The organism is Novosphingobium sp. (assembly GCF_019748365.1).
Taxonomy (GTDB): domain Bacteria; phylum Pseudomonadota; class Alphaproteobacteria; order Sphingomonadales; family Sphingomonadaceae; genus Novosphingobium.
In genome coordinates, this window is sequence record NZ_JAIEPN010000187.1 from 1 (window position 1) to 19,812 (window position 19,812).

At 64.8% G+C, this 19,812-nt stretch carries 20 protein-coding genes; 3 read left to right on the forward strand and 17 right to left on the reverse strand.

Features of this window, described 5'->3' with window-relative positions; genetic code table 11:
* Positions 1 to 72: 72 nt before the first annotated feature.
* The 14 genes from K5Q19_RS20105 to K5Q19_RS20170 form a co-directional block, all read right to left on the reverse strand.
* Positions 73 to 1,416: an aromatic ring-hydroxylating dioxygenase subunit alpha gene (locus K5Q19_RS20105; RefSeq protein ID WP_292948809.1), complete on the reverse strand. Its 1,344-nt coding sequence runs from the start codon at positions 1,414 to 1,416 to the stop codon at positions 73 to 75.
* Between the two features lie 16 nt (positions 1,417 to 1,432).
* Positions 1,433 to 1,957, reverse strand: a complete 525-nt coding sequence (locus tag K5Q19_RS20110) for a nuclear transport factor 2 family protein (RefSeq protein WP_292948812.1) — start codon at positions 1,955 to 1,957, stop codon at positions 1,433 to 1,435.
* A gap of 4 nt (positions 1,958 to 1,961) precedes the next feature.
* Positions 1,962 to 2,471 (reverse strand): nuclear transport factor 2 family protein, encoded by a 510-nt coding sequence (locus tag K5Q19_RS20115; protein ID WP_292948815.1) that lies wholly within the window; start codon positions 2,469 to 2,471, stop codon positions 1,962 to 1,964.
* On the reverse strand, positions 2,468 to 2,983 hold the full coding sequence (locus tag K5Q19_RS20120; protein WP_292948817.1) for a nuclear transport factor 2 family protein: 516 nt from the start codon (positions 2,981 to 2,983) through the stop codon (positions 2,468 to 2,470). The genes K5Q19_RS20115 and K5Q19_RS20120 overlap by 4 nt, the downstream gene beginning before the upstream one ends.
* Positions 2,983 to 4,362: an aromatic ring-hydroxylating dioxygenase subunit alpha gene (locus K5Q19_RS20125; protein WP_292948820.1), complete on the reverse strand. Its 1,380-nt coding sequence runs from the start codon at positions 4,360 to 4,362 to the stop codon at positions 2,983 to 2,985. Before K5Q19_RS20125 ends, K5Q19_RS20120 begins: the two co-directional genes overlap by 1 nt.
* Before the next feature lie 37 nt (positions 4,363 to 4,399).
* A complete protein-coding gene (locus tag K5Q19_RS20130; protein ID WP_292948823.1) occupies positions 4,400 to 6,901 on the reverse strand; it encodes a TonB-dependent receptor in 2,502 nt (833 codons plus the stop codon).
* A 172-nt stretch (positions 6,902 to 7,073) separates the two neighbouring features.
* Positions 7,074 to 7,388 carry a DUF1905 domain-containing protein gene (locus tag K5Q19_RS20135; protein WP_292948826.1) on the reverse strand — a complete coding sequence of 105 codons (315 nt, stop codon included), beginning with the start codon at positions 7,386 to 7,388 and terminating at the stop codon, positions 7,074 to 7,076.
* Positions 7,385 to 8,065: an SDR family NAD(P)-dependent oxidoreductase gene (locus tag K5Q19_RS20140; protein ID WP_292948829.1), complete on the reverse strand. Its 681-nt coding sequence runs from the start codon at positions 8,063 to 8,065 to the stop codon at positions 7,385 to 7,387. Before K5Q19_RS20140 ends, K5Q19_RS20135 begins: the two co-directional genes overlap by 4 nt.
* Positions 8,066 to 8,083: 18 nt before the next feature.
* Positions 8,084 to 9,082: an NADP-dependent oxidoreductase gene (locus K5Q19_RS20145; protein ID WP_292948832.1), complete on the reverse strand. Its 999-nt coding sequence runs from the start codon at positions 9,080 to 9,082 to the stop codon at positions 8,084 to 8,086.
* 96 nt (positions 9,083 to 9,178) lie between these two features.
* A complete protein-coding gene (locus tag K5Q19_RS20150) occupies positions 9,179 to 10,129 on the reverse strand; it encodes an NmrA family NAD(P)-binding protein (RefSeq protein ID WP_292948835.1) in 951 nt (316 codons plus the stop codon).
* A gap of 10 nt (positions 10,130 to 10,139) precedes the next feature.
* Positions 10,140 to 11,756, reverse strand: a complete 1,617-nt coding sequence (locus tag K5Q19_RS20155; RefSeq protein ID WP_292948838.1) for an FAD-dependent oxidoreductase — start codon at positions 11,754 to 11,756, stop codon at positions 10,140 to 10,142.
* 1 nt (position 11,757) lies between these two features.
* Entirely contained in the window at positions 11,758 to 12,531 is a 774-nt protein-coding gene (locus K5Q19_RS20160; protein ID WP_292948841.1) for an SDR family oxidoreductase, read from the reverse strand.
* Positions 12,528 to 13,820: an SRPBCC family protein gene (locus K5Q19_RS20165; RefSeq protein ID WP_292948844.1), complete on the reverse strand. Its 1,293-nt coding sequence runs from the start codon at positions 13,818 to 13,820 to the stop codon at positions 12,528 to 12,530. The genes K5Q19_RS20160 and K5Q19_RS20165 overlap by 4 nt, the downstream gene beginning before the upstream one ends.
* A 26-nt stretch (positions 13,821 to 13,846) precedes the next feature.
* Entirely contained in the window at positions 13,847 to 14,617 is a 771-nt protein-coding gene (locus tag K5Q19_RS20170; protein WP_292948846.1) for an SDR family oxidoreductase, read from the reverse strand.
* 89 nt (positions 14,618 to 14,706) lie between these two features.
* Between K5Q19_RS20170 and K5Q19_RS20175 the strand changes: the two genes are divergently transcribed.
* From K5Q19_RS20175 to K5Q19_RS20185, 3 genes are all read left to right on the forward strand, one after another.
* Positions 14,707 to 15,168, forward strand: a complete 462-nt coding sequence (locus K5Q19_RS20175) for a nuclear transport factor 2 family protein (RefSeq protein WP_292948849.1) — start codon at positions 14,707 to 14,709, stop codon at positions 15,166 to 15,168.
* Between the two features lie 122 nt (positions 15,169 to 15,290).
* A complete protein-coding gene (locus tag K5Q19_RS20180) occupies positions 15,291 to 16,031 on the forward strand; it encodes a glucose 1-dehydrogenase (protein WP_292948858.1) in 741 nt (246 codons plus the stop codon).
* Positions 16,031 to 16,822: a TIM barrel protein gene (locus K5Q19_RS20185; RefSeq protein WP_292948852.1), complete on the forward strand. Its 792-nt coding sequence runs from the start codon at positions 16,031 to 16,033 to the stop codon at positions 16,820 to 16,822. Before K5Q19_RS20180 ends, K5Q19_RS20185 begins: the two co-directional genes overlap by 1 nt.
* A 4-nt stretch (positions 16,823 to 16,826) precedes the next feature.
* Here the strand turns inward: K5Q19_RS20185 and K5Q19_RS20190 are convergent, their stop codons facing one another.
* From K5Q19_RS20190 to K5Q19_RS20200, 3 genes are all read right to left on the reverse strand, one after another.
* Positions 16,827 to 17,759 (reverse strand): NmrA family NAD(P)-binding protein, encoded by a 933-nt coding sequence (locus K5Q19_RS20190; protein WP_292948854.1) that lies wholly within the window; start codon positions 17,757 to 17,759, stop codon positions 16,827 to 16,829.
* 65 nt (positions 17,760 to 17,824) lie between these two features.
* Entirely contained in the window at positions 17,825 to 18,595 is a 771-nt protein-coding gene (locus K5Q19_RS20195) for an SDR family oxidoreductase (protein WP_292948856.1), read from the reverse strand.
* Between the two features lie 3 nt (positions 18,596 to 18,598).
* Positions 18,599 to 19,747, reverse strand: coding sequence for a thiolase family protein (locus tag K5Q19_RS20200; protein WP_292948860.1), 1,149 nt, complete (start codon positions 19,745 to 19,747; stop codon positions 18,599 to 18,601).
* Positions 19,748 to 19,812 lie beyond the last annotated feature (65 nt).

Consider the following 19,812-nt stretch of genomic DNA (forward strand, 5'->3'; position numbering starts at 1 on the left):
GCCTTCCCGCCTCAGGAATGCGCAAACTACTTCAGAAACTCCGGATATGCTTCAACCTAAGTGAAAACGAGTCTAGTCCGCCATCCACTTTTCCAGATTCTCGTGGAAGTACCGCACGCGGCGCTCCTGCCACGCGAGGTAGTCGCGCTTGTAGCCGCGCGAATGCAGCCCGCGCTGCTGCGCTTCCCACACCGAGACATCCTGATCGATGCCGGGCCCGGCGGAAACCTCGCCCCACTTGCCCTGCACATGCGGCGCGGGCACCGAAACGTCGACCCATTCGGACATCGACTGCGAGTAGTAGCGCGTCGTCCCTGCCGGGAAGAGTGTCATGTACCACATGTCGAAGTAGCACTTCTCAGGGTCCGTCTCGTGCGGCCGGGCGCGCAGCCAGATGTTGCCATCGGGCTTGAGGCTGAACGAAAGGTTCGGGAAGATCGTGTAGTGCCAGTGATCGGTCAGCTGGTCGTCGTGATAGGTCGAGAAATCGAAGCCCTTCGACGCGCCCTTTTCGCGCTTCGCCTTCTGCAGCGCCTTGCGGATCTCGCCGGTCTTGCCGCCGCGGAACTGTTCAGGGTCGAGGTCCCAGAACTCCAGCTCTTCGCGTAGCATTTCCAGCGTCTCGGCCTCACCGCCGCGCAGCTGCTTGGTCGGCCCGGCGCCGGGCATGAACATGCGCGCGTGGCCTTCGGGATAGAGATCGAACTGGCAGTGGCTGTAGCCGTATTCCATCACGAACTTCGTCTGCGGATGGACGAAGGGCACGTGATAGCTCTCGTTGAAGTTGTCCTGCACCAGCTTCCAGTTGAAGTTGCCCTCGATCGTCACCCAGTGCGTGCGGACCATCGCGTCCATCGGGTAGGTATCGATCTGATCGGCAATCGGACCCATGAACTGGCGCAGCGGGGCGGCATTCAGGTCCATATTGATCCACACGAACCCGGCCCACGTCTCGCACTTTACCTCGACAAGGTTGAGCTTGCCGCAGGGCGAGCCCTGCACAAAGTCGGCCTCATCCGGCACGACCTTGAGCTTGCCGGTGAGATCGTAGGACCAGCCGTGGTAGGGGCAGACAAGCCGCTTGGAATGGCCCTGCTCGCCCGAGACAACCGGCATCGCGCGGTGCTGGCAGACGTTGTAGAACGCGCGCACCTGGCCATCATCGCCGCGCACGCAGACGATGGTTTCAGGGCCGAAATCAGCGGTGAGCCAATCACCTGCCTTGGGGATCTGCGCCTGCGTACCGGCGATCTGCCAGGTCCGCGTCCAGATCTTGTCCCACTCGCGGTCCGCCCATTCCTTCGAGAAGTAGCGATCCGGCGTGATCGGGGCATTGCCCAGCGGTGGATCAGCGAGCGGCGAGATATCTGCCAGCGATGTGGCGCGGGCGCGGGCGAGTTCAGCTTGCGTGGTCATGGGATGGTCTCCTGTCTCAGGCACCAGTGAAGTGGGTATAGGATGGATCGGCGTGGCCGCGCTGCCCGAAAGCGTAGCCCGGCATGTTCGCGCGGTCCCACATGTCGGTGGAGGCAGCCACCGTGCTCCAATCGTAGACGGCATTGCGGTGCGAAATCTTCCACTCGCCGTCCCGACGTTCGAAGCGGTCGAGGTAGCGCCCGGCCGCGACCATGAAGGTATCGCCGCTCCCGCCCGGGATATGATGGTGCGCGATGAAATAGGCCTCGCCCTTGGCCTTGTCGCCGTCGACTTCGACGAGGACGTTGCCGATGACGTGCTGGGTGCGGCGCATCCCGGCGAGCACTTCCATCACCCACGGCACGAAATCCGCCGCTGTGCCCTGGTACATGCCGTGATCGTCAGTCGCATCGGGGTGGAACACCGCGCGCACGAGGTCCGCATCGCAGCGATCGATTCCGCGCGCGAGGCGGTGGACCAGTTCGGTGCAGGCCATCTTGTCGAGCAGCAGCGCCACGCGGGGATCAAGGTCGGCGGCCATCAGGTCAGTCTCCGGTGTAGAGAGGGTCGTCGGGCAGGCGCTTGCCGTGCCGGGTCAGCGTGCCATAGAGCGGCCCATCCCACTGCGCGGTCGAGGGGCCGTTGCGGCTCCAATCGAGCACATAGCGGCGGTGCAGCAGCCGCCAGTCGTCGCCGCGCCGCTCGAGCCGGTCGAGATAGCGCCCGCCGACTTCCATCTCGTAAGGACCATCGGGCCCATCTACTTCATGCCAGGCGCGGCAATAGGTTTCGGCAGTCGCATGTGCACCGTCGATATCGATCACCATATTTCCCAAGAAATGCTGCGTGCGGCGCATCGCAGCAAGCGCCGGCACAACGCCGTCAGACCATTCCAGCGCATTGATCTCGCCCGTGCCGTAATCGGCGACCGCTTCCGGCCACCAAACCTCGCGCAGCACAGCCAGATCGCAGCGATCGATGCCGCGCGCATAGCGGCTGAGCACGTCCATGATCGCCAGCCGGTCGGCGAGCTCTTCGGGGCGGACCTTGCTCATCGCAGCCTCATCTCCTCGCGGCGGCAGCTCAAGTCGTGGGGCGCCCTTGCCCCCCACGGAAACATCGTCTCGCCCCCCGGCAGATCGGCAGCGGGCTCGTCGCGAACCCAATCGACAAGCTCGCTGCGGTGCGCGATTTTCCAGACCCCTGCGCGCCGCTCGTAGCGATCGACGTAGCGGCCCGCGACGAACATGTCCCGCTCGCCGCCTTCTGCCACGATCCGGTGGTGCGCCTGAAAGTAGACCTCGCCAAAGGCCAGATCGCCACTCTCGAAATCGATACGGACCTGCCCGATCATGTGGTGATTGGCCTTGTGCGGCGTCAGCACTTTCTGCGCGAAGTCCACGAACCCCGGCGCATCGCCCTTCCAGCCGGCGCCGTAATCGGTCGTCGCATCCTCGTGGAAAACCGATATGTGGAGCGCGGGATCAAGCCGGTCCTGCGCGCGCATGTAATCGCAGCAAAGGTCATAAATGGCCTGCCACGAAGTGAGGCGATCAAGCGCGTCCATCAGTCCCTCGCCAGATAGGCATCAAGCGTCTGGTGAAACTGCCGGATGCGCGCTTCCTGATAGTTCCCCAGCGTCTGCCCGCGCTTGGCCGAACCGAGAAAGCCCTGATACTGCAGCGCCAGATTGTCGGTATCCTGATCATAGACCCCGCCCAGCCCCGGGTTCATCCCCGGCGCCTCGGCATAGGATTGCTCGACCGAAAGCCGCACCGGCTCTGGCGGATGCTCGATGGGCGTGCCCGGCGGCACCAGCTTGAGGAACATCAGATCGAACAGCGAGCGCGAGGGATCGTTGCCGATGGGCCGGAACCGGTAAATCATCGGCAGCGAGACGCCCGGGAACAGGCACATGTTAGGAAACAGGTGATATTCGATGGAATCGAGCATCTCGCTATCCGAATACTGATCGAGCGGCACGCCCAGATCAGCCGACATCTGCTCGCGCAGCAATTGTGCAGCATAAGATCGCGCCGTGCGTCCCTCCGGCAGCGGCCCGCCGCCCACGCGCAGCTTGTCGAACAGCTCGGCCTCGGTCTGCGTCCCGGTGTAGTGCGGGCTCGCCACGCCGATGGTGTGCACGAAGCGGGTCACATGATCGCTGAACAGGTCATACTGCGCATTGGCATCCGCCGCCGTCGGCAGCGCCTGCGCGTGCGTCTCGTAGACATGATAGGCCTCGAGGAACGCCTCCTGCGCCGCCTTCCAGTTGGTCGGCAGCTCCTTCTGCAAGTGCAGCGAAATCCGCCGGTCGGCGAGATCCCAGCGCCCCGAGAAATGCTCGGCGAGCGGGCCAAGCTGCTCCTTGAGCGACCGCGCATTGTCATCGAGGTTGATGAACACGAAGCCGCCCCAGGTCTCCATCCGCACTTGCGGCAGCTGGAATTCCTCGTCCTTCACATGCGGGAAATCCCACCGGCAGGGGAGGTGCACCAGTTCGCCCTCCAAGGACCAGCGCCAGCCGTGGAAGGGGCAGCGGATTTCCACCGCATTGCCATTGGTGTCAGACCGCTTGAGCTGCGTGCCGCGGTGCAGGCAGACATTGCGATAGGCGCGGATCTGCATGTCATCACCGCGCACGATCAGGATCGACCACGGCCCGATGTCATAGGTGATGTAGTCGCCCGCCTCGGGAATATGCTCCTCGCGCGCGGCCCATTGCCAGGTGTGCGCCCACATATGGGTAAACTCGCGCGCCATGAAATCGGGCGAAGTGTAACGCTCGTAATCTATGTCCGCATCGCCTGCGAAGGCATAAGCCTCGGCGATCAATGCGGGCGGCACGTCCTGACCATCGGCAAGGATGATGTCGCGCGTGCTTGGGCCGGGGCAACGGGCTGCGCCGGGCTCGGCGGGGAGGGGCAGGCTGGTCTCAAGGTTCATGCCGACAAAGCTCCTTCCCGCCCTTCTCCACAGCGCATCAATACTTTATCGTGACTTGCATCCGCACCGTGCGCGGCATCGCACCATAGCCGATGATATCGCCCAGCGTCGCATTGTTCGTGCCGGTTCCGGCGCCCGTCAGTGGCGCGGTGCCTGCGCCGATGAAGTAGAACTTGTTGCCGAGGTTCTTGCCGATCACGGCCAGCTGCCAGCGATCGTTCTGCGCGCCGATCCGGATGCCCGCATCGACTACGGCGTAGGCCCCCTGGCGCGTGAAGGGATCGCCGAAACTCGAACCGAGGTACGAGCTCGAGGTGCGCGTATCGATGTTGCCGCCGATCTTGAGGCTCGAGCCGATATCGGTCTCATACGAGACACCCGCGGTGGACGTCCATTCCGGCGCGGCCGAGGTCGGCGCGCCCGAAAGATCCTGCCGCTCGATGCCATTCACCCGCAGCGAACAGCCCGCCGCAATGCTCTGGCCCGACCAGCACGGCGCGATGAAATCGATGTAGCGCGCCCGGTTGTAGTTGAGCGAGCCATGGATCGAGAGGCCAGGGACTGCGCGCGGTGCATATTCCAGCTCGAGTTCCACACCCTTCGACCGCGCCGCACCGGCGTTGTAGGTGACGTAGGCAAAGACCTGCGAGTTGAAGAAGTCGATCTGCAGATCGGTATACTTGTAGCTGTAGAGCGTCAGGTTGGCGCGCAGCTGGCGGTCGAACAGGGTCGTCTTGATGCCCGCCTCGAAGCCTCGGCCCCGCTCGGGATTGAAAGCGAGGTCGGCGCTGGGGTTATTGGTGACAAGCGAGGAGTTGATCGCGCTGTTGGAGAAACCGCCCGACTTGTAGGCGGTCTTGTAGGCGCCGTAGACCATGATGTCCGACGTCGGCTTCCAGCTCAGCGTGACGTCCGGCGACCAGTCGTTGAAGGTCTGATCCCCCAGCAGCGTGCCGTCCTTTGCCGCGCTCTGCGGGCGGAACAGGAACGTCAGGCCCGGATTGACGTAAGGCTGGGTGAAGAAGCTCTTCTTGGTTTCGTGCGTGTAGCGCACACCGCCGGTGGCCTCGAGCGTGGGCGCGATTTTCCAGATGAGCTGACCATAGGCCGACCAGGTCTCGCCATCGGTGGCCGAATCCTTGGCATAGGAGACATAGCGCATGCCGGTGGGCGCCGCCGAGTTCTCGCTGCCGGCAAACAGCACCGTCTGGAAGAAGGTGCGCTTGGTCTTCTGATAAAGCCCGCCGAACATCACGTTGACCGGCGTATCGAACTTGGTCAGCGCGCGCAGTTCCTGGCTGAAGGCGTGGTAGCTGGCGTTCTCCGTCGCCCAGACTGGGCCGCCGAGGAAGTCGCAGTCGCAGCCGAACTTGTTGTTGTTCCAGTTGTAGTTGGTGACCGAGTTGAGGGTCAGGTTCTGCATGTCGTAGTTGAGCGTGCCCGTCACCTGCCACGACTTGTAGGTGTTGTAGAGATCGCCGTTTTGACGCGCGAAGGGCGTCACCTTGGCGATCTCCAGCGGGAAATTGTTCTGGTAGATCTTGAAGCCGCCATCGCACTTGTAGGCGGGGTTGATCGCGGTCACGCCGGTCGGGCAGCGCACCGCCGAATAGTTCCAGCCGTTGCCGATCGTGTCGTTCCACGAGCCCGAAGCCTTGAGCGTGGCAGTGAGGCCGCCGCCGCCATCATACTTCAGCGTGGCGCGGCCGATCAGTTCGCGTTCCTGCGGCTGGTTCGCCGCAGATGCGGCGGCCGTCAGCGTGGAGGGTGCAAAACCGTTGGCCGTGTCGAAAGTGGTGTAGGTCTGCGAGGCAGCCGCATTGCGATACCAGCCGCCGAACATTCTTGAACCGCGCACGGCAAGGCGCAGGCCCCAATCGTCGGAGAGCGGTGTCGAATAGACCACTTCGCCGTAGAGCTGGCGGGCATTGGCCTCATAGCCGACGCGGGCCATGATCTCGCGGTCCTTGCCCGGATCGGCGGTGGTCAGGCTGATCACGCCGGCCGTCGCGTTCTTGCCATAGAACAGCGCCTGCGGCCCCTTCAGGATCTCGACGCGGGCCAGATCGAAGAAGCCCTCGTTGATGACGCGGCCTTGCCCGTAATAGACGCTGTCGACCACGATCGCGACCGACTGCTCGATACCGATCGAGGTCGCGTTCGAACCGATACCGCGCAGTGTAAGCTGGGCGCCGGCGCCGTTCGAGGCACGTGCGACGGTGAACTGCGGGGTGGCCGCTGCAATTTTCTCAAGGCTCGTAAGGTCGCGCGCCTGCACCGTGGCGGCGCTGATCGCCTGGACCGAAACCGGGATGCTCTGGACACTTTCCGAGCGGCGACGGGCGGTCACGATGATGTCCTCGACGCCGCTCGCGGCAGGCGTTTCGGCCGAGGCACCAGACTGCGGCGGAGCGGCCGCTTCATCGGCGGCCATTGCCGGGCTTGCCGCCAGCAGAGCGCCAGGCACAAGCATCGCAACAACGGCGACGCGCGCCGTGCCCGAAAGAAATTCCCGTCGCACCCAATCAGTCTGGCGCATCTTCCCTCTCCCGCTTCATGGCTTCGCCGCCCGGATTCTTCTGGGGGTCGGCAGATGGGAAGCAGGGTACCAATTCCGTCCTCCGGCTCAACTCTTTATCCCGGATTTCAGCACTTTTGATAGGTAAACAGGCAGATGTGCCGGAACTGTGAAGGAGGCGTGACCAAGGCCATCAGGACACGGTTATCCGGACGGAGACCATGCTGCCGAAGCCCACGCCCGCGTCCTTCTGCACCGTTTTCCTGACCGGCAGAACGTAGCCCTTGCTGCGCGGAAAAAGCGAGGTCGTGTAGGCGATCCCATCGACCATCGCGGTGACGGGCACAACGCCCCAGCCATAGCTCGCAAGACGCGCCGCATGGCGCAGATCATCCACCAGGCCGTCCGGCACGGCGATGAAGAGATAGGGAGCCGGGCCGCGCCATTCGATCACGCAGCCTTCAAACTGCGCGTCGAACAGCGGCTCCGGCTCTGGCGGCGAATTCACCAGTCGTGGACTTCGCCGTTCCACTTGAGAAATGCGCCAGTATCGTCAAGCGTCCATTCCGCGCCCAGCTTGCGGATGCCGGTGGCGCTTTCCTCGGGCGTGATTTGCGCATGCGGCCCGCCCATGTCGGTCTGGACCCAGCCCGGATGGATGAGGCCAATGACGATCCCCCTGGGCTTGAGATCGATCGCGACCGACCGCATCAGGCGGTTGAGCGCCGCCTTGGCGGAGGCATAGGCATACATGCCGCCCATCGGCCAGGCCATCGCGCCGAGCTGGCTGGTGATGTTGATCACCCGAGCGCCCTCGCCAAGCCGCGGCAGAAACGCCTGCAGCACGCGCAGCGGGCCTTGCACCATGATCGCGAAGGCCTCGTTCCACGCGTCCCAGTCGGCGCCTTCCAGCTCGTTCGCCATCGGGCCGGTCACGCCGGCCACGTTGTAGAGCACGTCGATCGGGCCAGATCCGCTGGAAGCCGCAGCCGCGCGCACCGAGGCATCGCTTGCCACATCGCACAAGTGGATCGAAAGCTTACCGCCCGAGGAGGCCGCGAGTTCTTCCAGCGCCGCACTGGCCTTGCGCGGCAGGGCAATCACGGTATCGCCTGCTGCAACATGCTGCACAGCAAGCTCAAGACCAATACCCCGGGCAGCACCGGTAATCGCAACAGTCGCCATGGTCTTATCTCCTGATCGTCACAGCTTGAGCAGCTGCTTGCCCTTGTTGGAACCCGAGAACAGCCGCTGCAAGGTGGCCGGTGCATTTTCGAAGCCGTGCTGCACGTCCTCGCGGTAGGCGAGGCGGCCTTCATTGACCCATTTGACCAGCCGGCGACGGATGTCCGGGAACTCGCTGGCCCAGTCGAGCACGATGAAGCCCTGCATCCGCGCGCGGCGGAACACGAGGTTGAAGTAGTTTTCAGGCCCCGCCGGAAGGTTGCCGGTCTCGTAGCGGCTGATCCCGCCGCAGATAACCACGCGCGCATTGGTGGCGATCAGGGCCAGCATGTCGTTGAGAATCTTGCCGCCGACATTGTCGAAGATCACGTTGATGCCGTGCGGCGCGAGTTCCTTGAGCTGAGCGCGGATCGGCCCGGCCTTGTAGTCGATGGCATGGTCATAGCCCGCTTCCTTGACGAGCCACTCGCACTTTTCCGGCCCGCCGGCGATGCCGATCACCGTGCAGCCGGCGATCTTGGCGAGCTGGCCGACAATCGAACCCGTCGCGCCTGCCGCGCCCGAGACGACGACGACATCGCCCGCCACCGGCTCCCCCACCTTGAACAGGCCGCAGTACGCTGTCACGCCCGTGGTGCCGAGGATCGAGAGCATCGCCGTCGGCGGCAGATCGGGCATGCAGGGAATAAGTCCCTCGCCGTCGTGGATCAGGTACTCGCTCCACACGATCGAGCCCGAGAGCATGGTGCCGACCGGGAACTTGCCGCCGTTGCTCGCGACGACTTCGGTGATGCCCGAGCCGCGCATGACATCGCCAATCGCCATCGGCGCGACATAATCCGCGATGTTTTCCATCCAGCCCTTCTGCGCCGGATCGAAGCCCAGATAATGCGTCTTCAGCAGCATCTGCCCCGGCCCCGGCTCGGGCAGCAAGGTCGTCACCAGCTTCAGGTCGTCATCGTTGATCGGACGGCCGCGCGGGTGTCCATTGAGCAGCCATTGGCGGGTATCGGTCACGTCGGAATCTCCCGGAGAAGTTGTCTTGGGGGCGAGACTAGCGGCACCGCCGCACATCCGGACCTACCGAATTGAATGAGCCCCAAAGGGCAGGGCCTAACGCGCCATCCCCGCCATCCGGGTTGCTAGCGCCGGATCGCGCGGATCGTTCCAGTCCTGCCGCGCGGCCCATGTCGCAAGGCTCGCGGGCTTGTGCCGGAAAGCCTGCGCCATTTCCTCAGGCGCAACCACCAGCGGAGAGACCGGCTGCGCATTGTACCAGCGGTAGAACTGCGCCATCCCGTCATAGATCGAGAGCGGCTTCACATCGGGCGAACCCGTCACCAGCAGGCTCATCGCCGAGGCAAAGTCGTCCGGCGTCAGGCTCTTGAACGCGATTGCCTTGCCTGAAACCTTGCTCAGGATCGCCGCTACTTCGTCGCCCACCAGCGCCTCGGGCCCGCCCACCTTGTAGCGCCCGCTGCGCAGATCGGGATTGGTCAGCGCCTCGACCATGAAGGCCGCCACATCATCGAGGCAGATCCACGAAATCCTGAGGTCGGGCTTGGCTGGGTAGGCGAATATCCCCTTGTTGACGATGCCGGGCTTGTTCCAGCTCCGGATCATGTTGTCCATGAACACGCGCGATTCGATGATGGCCCATTCGCAGCCGCTACCCGCAATCGCCGCGATGATATCGCGCCGCCCATCCATCGCCGGGCTGCCGATATCCTCCTCGGCGATATGGCAGCTGGTGTGGAAGACAATGCGCTTCACGCCGTTCGCCTTGCCGGCCGCCGCAATATTCGCCCCCATTTTCTGCGCCAGATCGCGGTCGAACACGAAGGGCAGGTGCGCGGCAATCGCGTCCATGCCCCTCGCCGCCCCGATCATCGAGGCCTCGTCATAGATATCCGCGGCCACGGTTTCGACATCGGCGAACTCGGTGCCCGCAAGCGCCTTGGGATTGCGCAGTGCGGCGACCGGAGTGAGCCCCGCCGCGATAAGGCGCGTCAGCAGCGGATGCCCCTGGTCGCCCGTCGCGCCCAGCACCAGAATGCGTTTCATATCGATGTCCTTATTGATTGGCCAAACGCGCCGCGGTCCGCCCCGCGATGCAACCGAACGTCAGCGCCGGCCCGAGCGTGCCCCCCGCGCCCGCATAGACGCTGCCCGTGGGGCAGGCGATCACATTGCCCGCGCCATAGAGCCCGGGGATGGGTTCGCCGCTCACATCGAGCACTTGCGCCGCCGCATTGGTACGCGCGCCGCCATTGGTCCCGAGCGCGCCAAGCTTCAGCTGCACGCCATGGAACGGTCCCTGCACCAGCGGACCAAGCGTGGCCGCAGCACCGGGCCGTGAGCGGTCTCCATAGAAGTGATCATACTTGCTGAGACCGCGCCCGAAATCAGGGTCCTCGGCACTTGCAGCATGGGCATTGAAGCACTCCACCGTCTGCAGCAATTGTGCAGCATCAACACCGATCTTCGCGGCCAGTTCCTCGAGCGTATCGCCCGTAAAGACCCATTCCGGCAGGGCATCGAAGGGCATCACCGGCCCGATCGGATAGCGCGCGCGGTACTGCGCATCGAACACGAGCCATGCCGGATTGTTGGGATAATCGTAAGTCGCGGGATCGAACAGGTGGAAGGCCCCGGCCAGCGAGGAATAGTTGATCGCCTCGTTGCAAAAGCGTTTGCCCGCGCGGTTCACCAGCAGGCTGTGAGGCAGAGTGCGTTCGATCAGCACCGGGCTGGCGCGCTGCTCGCCGCCCGGCCAGTGCGCGCCGCCGATGGACAGTGTCGGCACCCACCACGCCGAAGTCATGTTGCCCAGCCCTGCCCCGACGGACATGGCAAGCTTCAGCCCGTCACCGGTATTGCCAGGAGGCGAGGCAGGCATATCGAGCGGACCGCGCAGGAAGGTCTTCTTGAGCGCCTCGTCCCACTCGAACCCGCCGGTCGCCAGAATGACACCGCGTGCTGCGGTTATGCTGCGCCCTCCCGCAAAGGCGACGCCGACCACGCGGCCCGCTTCCATGATCAGCCGCTCGGCCTTCATGCCGAGCTGCGGCTCGATCCCGCGCGCAAGGCAGGCGGCGAGCAGCCGCCCGACCATCGCCTGCCCGAACCCGCGCAAGTCCGCATCCGCGCGGCGCTTCAGCTCTGCCGGATCGACAAACCCGCTGCTGCCGCCAAGCGGCGTTTCGCGCAGCATCATGCGCTGGATCACGCCGTCGCTGAACACTCTCTCCGCCCACGGCCCCAGCGTGGTGAAATCGAACAGTTCGTTATCAAGCGCGCGTCCGCCTTCGGGCTTTGCGCCGGGCCGGTCGAGATAATAGTCGGGATAACCCGGCAGGATGCTGACGGCGAGTGCGCCCGCCTCCTCCAGAAACGCCAGCGCGCCCGGCGCCTCGCGCACGAAGGCGCCCAGCACTTCGGGCTCCATCTCGCCGTGATCGAGGCTGCCGAAATAGGCGAGCGCGTCTTCCTCGCTGTCGGCCAGTCCGGCGGCCTGCATCCGCGGATTGTTCGCCGCCCAGATGATCCCGCCTGAAACCGCCGCGGTGCCGCCGAGCCGATCACCTTTCTCGACAAGCATGACCTCAGCGCCTGCAGCATGCGCGGAAAGCGCCGCCGCCATCCCGGCAGCACCGGCGCCGATGATGAGGACGTCGGTGCTCTCGCTCACCTCACAGCCCCCCGTCGACAAAGAGGCACTGGCCCGTGACCCAGCCCGAGGCCGGCGAGCAGAGATAGACCGCTGCCGCCGCGATATCTTCTTCGCGGCCATAGCGCTGGAGCGGGATGCGGATCATCTCGCGCAGCGCCTCGCGCGAAGCCTCGTCGCCGGTGCGCATGCACTCGTTAAAGTTCTGCGTGGGGATCGGACCCGGTGCAACCGCGTTCACCCGGATCTTCGGCGCGAGTTCGCGCGCGAGGGTCTGCGTCAGGCTGTTCACCCCGGCCTTGGCCGCCGCATAGGGTCCGTTCTTAGCCTGCGGACCATGGGCCGCGCGCGACGACGTGCTGAGGATCACCCCGCCCGCCTCACCCATCGCCTTGGCCGCGACAACCGCGCCCATCCACACGGCCTTGAGATTGAGATCGACCTGCGCGTCCCAGCTCGCTTCGGTGGTCCTGGTGAGATAGCGCGGATTGCCATCGGGAATGCCGCCCGCGTTGTTCACCCAGATGCCGATAGGGCCAAGCGCCTCCGCCGCCCGTGCGGCGAGGTTTTCCAGCGCAGCCATCGATGTGGCGTCGGTCGGCACGGCCAGCGCCCGCCGTCCGCGCGCGCGGATTTCCTCGGCCACGGCTTCGATATCCGCCGCGGTGCGCGCGCCGAGCGCCACATCCGCCCCCGCCTCGGCCAGCGCAATCGCAATGGCGCGGCCGATCCCCTTGCCCGCACCGGTGACGACCGCGACTTGCCCGTCGATGCGGAACCCGTCCAGAATGCTCATGCGGTTTCGACCTGCCGTTCCATTTGTGCGACGCGCGGATCGTTCGGCCAGACCCATTCCTTGCCGATCACCTGCTTCACGGCGAGGTGCGCCGGAACGCGGTCGAGCCCGATCATCTTGTCGCAATTCTGGTGGAAGCTGTAGATGCGCGCTTCCTGATAGCTCAGCGGCACCGACTTGAAGCCGTCGCTTTCCATCGACTTCTGGATCGCTTCGCCGAACTGGGTGTCTTCCTGGATGATCGCGTTCATTCGGCGCCCGCCCTTGCCGTCGGGCTCGGTCCACAGGTCGGGCACCGGCCCGTCACCCCAGTCGAGCGCCATGGTGATCAGTTCGAGCCGGGTGGTATTAAGCGAGGTTGGCCAGAAGATCAGCGGCGGAATGAAGAAGTTGGAGAGCGGGGAGACCCAGTTGGGAAACACCGTGTAGCTCTGTGTGGTCGTCCGCCCGAGCTCACCGACCGTCTCCACCGATTGCCATTCGGGGGGATTATCGATTGCACGAACGGTTTCTCGGTTGGTGTTCTTCGGCGGCGGCGCGATCATCCGCGCGTGACCGCCCGGGAACATCGTGTTCACATTGCGCTTGTGATCGACCAGCGGCGCCACCGTCTGGGCATGGATGAAGGGCACATGGTAGACTTCCATGTTGGCCTCCATCGCCACCTTCCAGTTGCACTTGAGATCGAACGACTGGCGCGAGGCGAGCCGCATCCGGTCGAAGCCGAACTCCTCCCACTCGTCCCAGATCGGCCCCATCCACTCGCGCAAGCTGACGGCATTGTCGTCGAGGTTCACGTAGATCAGCTTGCCGTACATCTCGCAGCGCACGCCGATCAGGCTGCGGCACGATCTATCGAAATCGCTCCCGAAATCCTGCGATTCCGGAATGCCGACGAGCTCGCCGTCGGTCTTGTAGGTCCAGTTGTGATAGCCGCACATCAGGCGGGGGCTGCGCCCGCGCAGCGCGGTGACGACCGGCGCACCGCGGTGGCGGCAGGTGTTGTAGAAGGCGCGGACCACGCCATCCATGCCGTGGACGATAATCAGCGGCTGGCCGGCATTATCCCATTGCAGGAAGCATCCCGGCTCGGGCACTTCATCGAGATGCGCGGCAAACAGCCAGCTCTTCTTCCAGATGTGCTGCTGCTCGAGGTCGTAGTACTCTTGGCTGGTGTAGCGCCCGGCGGGCATGTCTGGCAGATGCGGGAAGCCTTCGGGCGGTGCCGTCCGGGCCGCTTCCCATTCCATCAGCCGCTTGATCGTATCGACCGTCTGCTGATCCATCATATGCCGATCCTTCCCTGCCCGCGTGATCAGGCGTTACCTGCGATCACCGATTTTGCGTCATCCACGCGGATCGCCGCGCCGTTGATGAACTTGCTCTCGTCCGAGGCGAGGAACACCACCGTGTAGGCAATGTCGTCAGGCTCGCCGAGCTTCGTTGCAGCCCCGCCATTGAGCGCCTCTTCCGCACCGCGCATCAGCGCCGCCTGCCGGCCGACCTCGATCACCATCGGCGTGAGGATGCCCGCCGGGTGGATCGAGTTGCAGCGGATGTTGTAGCCCTGACGCGCACAATGCACCGCGACCGCGCGCGTGAGCCCCTCCACCGCGCCTTTTGCTGCGCAATATGCTGCAACCGCGCTTTCGCCCTGTACCGAGGCGATCGAGGCCATGTTGACGATCGAGCCGCCCCCCGTCTCCTTCATCACGCGCACCGCGTGCTGGCAGCCGAACCAGGTGCCGTCCGCGCTCACCGCCATGATGAAGCGGTAGTCCTTCTCGGTCTGCGTCTCGATATCGCCCAGCTCGACCACGCCGGCATTGTTCACCAGCACATCAAGCTTGCCGTGCCGCGCGACGACATCGTCGACCAGCGCCTTCCACTCGGCGTCGTGGCGCACATCAAGGTACTGGAACTCGGCCATTGCGCCGAGCTCGGCAGCGACCCGCTCGCCGTTCTCGCGGTCGACATCGGTCAGGATCACCCGCGCACCCTCGCGCACGAACATCCGCGCATCCGCCTCGCCGAGGCCCTTGGCCGCGCCGGTGATGATCGCCACTTTTCCAGCTAATCTGCCCATTTTCCGGCTTCCTCTCATTATTGCCAAGTTCCCACCAATTCACCCCGGATGCTAGGCAGACGTTACTAGCAAAAGAGAGGGGTGGGGCCGTGGCAGTGACCGTCGAAGAGCTGCTGGCGCGCGAGGAGATCCGCGATCTGCTCCACCGCTATTGCAAGGGAATCGACCGGAAAGACTGGGCGCTGGTGCGCTCGTGCTTCGCCGACGACCATGTCCACCGCCATTCCACCTTCGTCGGATCGCCGGACGCGTTTATCGGTTTTGCCAGTGCCGTGCTGGGCACGATCCCCGCGACGCACCACACCATCGGCAATGTGCACTTCGCCTTCGCCGAGGATGGCCTGAGCGTGGAGACCGAGGCCAACTTCGTTGCCTACCACTTCATCGAGGCCGGCCACATGGAGGGCACCCCCGTGCCGACGGGGGGCAAGGCCACCGACTGGATCGTTGCAGGGCGCTACTGCGACCGCATGGAAAGGCGCAATGGCCAATGGATCATCGTCGCACGGCAGGCCTACCATGACTGGGAACGGGTCGATCCGGCAAGCTGACCCGCCCCCGTTCGTGTCGAGCGAAGTCGAGACACCGCACGCCGCGCCAGGTGTCTCGACTTCGCTCGATACGAACGGGATGTATTTGGAATTAAGAGAAAATAGAGATGGGAGAGAACTTGATGCGACTGAACGGCAAGACCGCCCTTATCACCGGCGGCTCATCGGGCCTCGGCGCCGCAATGGCAAAGCGCTTTGTCGCCGAAGGGGCCAGCGTCGTGATCGCCGATATCGATGACGCCGGGGGCGAGGCACTTGCCGCCGAACTGGGCGACAAGGCCCGCTACATCCACCTCGATGTGACGCAGGAAGCCGATTGGGCCGCCACCTTCGATGGCATCGAGACGCTCGATTGCGTGATCAACAACGCCGGGATCACCACTGCGGGCAATATCGAGCAGGTCACGCTCGAACAGTTCCGCCACGAGTTCGAGATCGACGTCGTCGGCGTGTTCCTCGGCTGCAAGTATGCCGTCGCCAAGATGAAGGCGAACGGCGGCTCGATCATCAACATGTCCTCGCTCGCAGGCATCCGCGCCAATGCCGATCTCGTCGCCTACAACGGCGCCAAGGCGGCGGTCGCGCACATGACCAAATCCATCGCCGCGCACTGCGGCAAGAGCGGCTACGGCATCCGCTGCAACTCGATCCACCCCGGCGTGATCCGCACCCCGATCCTCGACAAGGTGCTGGCGCAGGTGCCGAACCCGGATGAAGTCTACGCCGGCTGGGTCGCCGTCCACCCCATCGGCCGCATCGGCACGCCGGAGGAAATCGCTGCCATCGCGGTCTATCTCGCGTCCGACGAATCCACCTTCACCACAGGCGCCGAATTCCGCATCGACGGCGGCAGCTCGATCTGATGAACCCGATCAGCCTCGCCTCGGGCGTCGTCCCCGAATTCGGCCCGGTCGAGACCATCCGTGCGGCTGAGGTCGGCGGTTTCGATCAGGTCGGGCTCTGGGTCGATCCCGCGACCTGGACGGACACGCAGACCCGCGAGGCCCGCGCCGCGCTGGCGGATACCGGCCTGCCGCTGCTCGATGTCGAGGTGATCTGGATCCAGCCGGGCAGCGATATGGGCCTGCACAAGAAGGTGATCGACGTCGGCGCGGAACTGGGCGCAAAGAACGTACTGTGCGTCTCGTCAGAGCCGGACATGGCCGCAACCGCCGCGCGTCTGCATGAGCTTTGCGTCCATGCCGAAGGCACCGGCATGCGGGTCGCGCTGGAGTTCGGCATCTTCACCGAGGTGAAGACGCTCGCAATGGCGCTCGGCGTGCTCGATCAGGTCGGCCACCCGCTGCGCGCGCTGCTGATCGATCCGATCCATGTCGACCGCTCGCTGAGCCCGGTCGCCGATCTGGCGAAGATTCCGCGCGAACTGCTGCCCTATGCGCAGTTCTGCGATGCGCCTGCGAAGCGCCCCGATCCGGCCAATTTCGGCGCCATCATCACCGACGCCATCGACCTCCGCGAACAATGCGGCGAAGGCGCGCTGCCGCTGGCGGACATGTACAGGGGCCTTCCGCCCGGCATCCCGCTCAGCATCGAGCTGCGCTCGAAAGCGCTGCGTGACGGCCTCCCCGATCCGGGCGAACGCGCGAAGGCGGTGGCGGAGGCGACGCGCCGCTGGCTGGCGGCGCGCGCCTGAGCGCTTACCCCGCCGAAGGCCGGTGCGCGGTATCAGACCAGTCCTGCCGCGCCACCCATTGCGCCAGCGTTTCCAGCTCGACCCCCGGCAGGCGTTCCATCATCGCCTCGGTGTTGACTTCGAAGGGCTTGGTCGGCGCGTTGTTGTTGTAGTTGTAGAACGCCGCGATGCCGGCCGAGAACGGTTTGCGTTCGGCTTCAGGCATGGAATCGCCCAGCGCAGCGACCAGCAGATCGCCGAACTCTTCCGGCGTGCAGGGATCGTACTTGATCGTGTGGCCGAAGTGGTCCGAAAGGATCTGCGCGACCTGCGGCGGCAGCAGGCGCTCCGGCCCGCCGATGTTCATCCAGGTGCCTTCCATGTCCGGCCGGTCCATCGCGTGGATCATGATCTTGGCGACATCATCCAGGCTGATCCAGTTCGCGCCCAGCGTCGGCTTGTGCGGATATACGTAGCGCTTTTCGTGAACGATGAACGGGCGCGCCCAGTTGGTCAGCAGGTTGTCCATGAACAGCACCGAGCCGAACACCGTGGCCGGGACGCCCGAGCGGAACAGCGCGTTGATGCCCGCGGTGTTGCCGGCATAGGTAAAGGCATCGCCGGGCTTGTCCGGGATCCAGCTCGACGTATTCCAGACGAAGCGCTTGGCATCGACTTCCTTCGCCGCCTCGCCGATCCAGCCCGCGAGTTCGGCGCGGGAATCGCGCAGCTGCAGCGGGTGGTTGTAGAACACCGCGTCCGAGCCTTCGAGCGCCTTGGTGTAGGTCGACCGGTCATAGAGATCGATCACGCGGGTTTCGATATCGGCGTTGGTCGGCCCGAGATCGGGCTTCTCGTTGCGCGAAAGCGCGCGCACCTGATGCCCTGCAGCGACAAGCTGGCGCACTTGTGCCAGCCCCTGCCGGCCGGTTGCGCCCACGACGGATACCAGTGCCATTTCGCCTCTCTCCTCTTGGGTGGAAGCTGCCCGGCTCTGCGGCCGGTGCAGCGAGTAATCTCGTGTTAGCTGCGGATCGCGCTGGCTCCATCGACATTCAGGTCGGTGCCGCTGGTGAAGCTCGAATCCTCGCAGCTCAGAAACAGGATCGCGCGCGCCACTTCATCGGGCTCGCCCACGCGGCCCATCGGGTGGGCGGAGGCCATGACCGCCTCGATCTGCTCCGGCGTCGCGCCGCCCGCGTTGAGATAGCGGTTGTACATCGGCGTGCGGATCGCGCCGGGATGCACGGTGTTCGCGCGGATCTTGAGGCCGCGCTCGGCGCAATCGAGCGCCACCGTCTTGGTGAGGTGCGTCACGCCCGCCTTGGAGGCGCAATAGGCCGCCATATTGCCCGAAGCGCGGTGCGCCAGCATCGAGCCGATGTTGACGATCGTGGCGTTTTCGCCCGAAGCCGCCAGTGCCGGGATCGCGGCGCGGCAGCCATAGAAGCTACCGGTAAGATTGATATCGATATGCCGGTGCCAGCTATCGAGATCGACGTCGACGGTGTTCCCCGGTTCGGAAATGCCCGCGATGTTGCACAGCGTCGTCAGCTTGCCGAAGCGCGCCAGGGTCGCCGCAACCGCCGCTTCCCACTGCTCCAGACTGCGCACATCAAGCTGCACCGCATCGGCATTGGGGCCCAGCGTCGCTGCATGGGCCTTGGCCTTGTCGAGCTGCAAGTCGCCCAGCATCACGCTGCCGCCTTCCGCCACGAACAGCGCCGCGACCGTGCCGCCAATACCTTCCGCGCCGCCCGAAATCAGGGCGACCTTGCCGGTCATCTTCCCCATTGATCAGCGCTCCAGGATGCACACGCCGGAAAGGCCCGGTGCGCCGTAGACGTGGCTGTAGGCCGCCTTGGGGCTCCCGGGCACCTGCCGCCCGCCGCCGCGTCCGCGCAGCTGCACGGTGTTTTCGTAAACCTGCCGCAGGCCCGACGCGCCGATCGGTTCGCCGCAGGCAAGGCAGCCGCCATCGGTGTTGACGGGCAGCTTGCCGGTGATCTCGGTACGGCCCTCGCGAAGCCATTGCTCCTGATCGCCATCCTTGCAGAAGCCGTTTTCGGCCATGTGCATGATCTCGGCGCCGGATTCGGTATCCTGCAGCTGGGCGACCGAAATATCCTCCGGCCCGATGCCCGCCTGCTCGAACGCGGCCTTGGAGGCGAGGATCGTCGGCTTGCCGCCGTTCTCGATATCGACCGAAGGCGCGAAGACTTCGAACGAGCCGGGCGGGCGGGTGCGAACGGCCACGCTGGCGATCTTGACCGCATCAGCGCCCAGTTCGCGCACCTTCTTGCCGCTGGCGAGGATCAGCGCGACGGCGCCTTCGGCAGGCGCGCAGAACATGTATTTCGTAAGAGGATCGTTCACCATTGGCGAGTTCAGGATGGTTTCCAGATCGACCGGCGAGCGGCGCCAGGCGTGTTCGGCATGGACGCCGTTGCGGAAAGCCTTCTCGGCCACGCGGCCCAGCGTTTCGCGGCTGATTCCATAGAGCTGCATGTAGCGCTGGATCTTCAGCGCGAAGAACTGCGTCGTCAGCATCATGCCGGTCTGGCCATACCATTCGGGCAGACCATATTCGCGCGGCTTGGCATTGAACGCACCACGCGGGTGCTTGTCGAAACCGACCGCGAGCGCCACGTCGAATTCGCCCGCCGCGATGGCATTGCGCGCCGAAGCCAGCGCGCTGCCGCCCGTCGCGCAGCCGTTGGCAACGTTGATGAACGGCAGGCCGGTAAGCCCCAGCTCATTGACCATGATATCCGCGCTGCCCGCCGCGGCCGAGCCGCCATAGGCGCAGCCGACGTCGGTCCATTCGATGCCCGCATCGGCCATCGCCTGCCGCACCGCATAGACGCCCTGATCGCGGCCCGAGCGCCCGTCAGTGCGGCCGAAGGGGTGGATGCCCGCCCCGATGATATAGACGTCTTCCATCACGCTTTCTCCGGACGAAACGCATAAGTCGAACGGGTCGCATCGAACGGCGCGACCACGAATTCCAT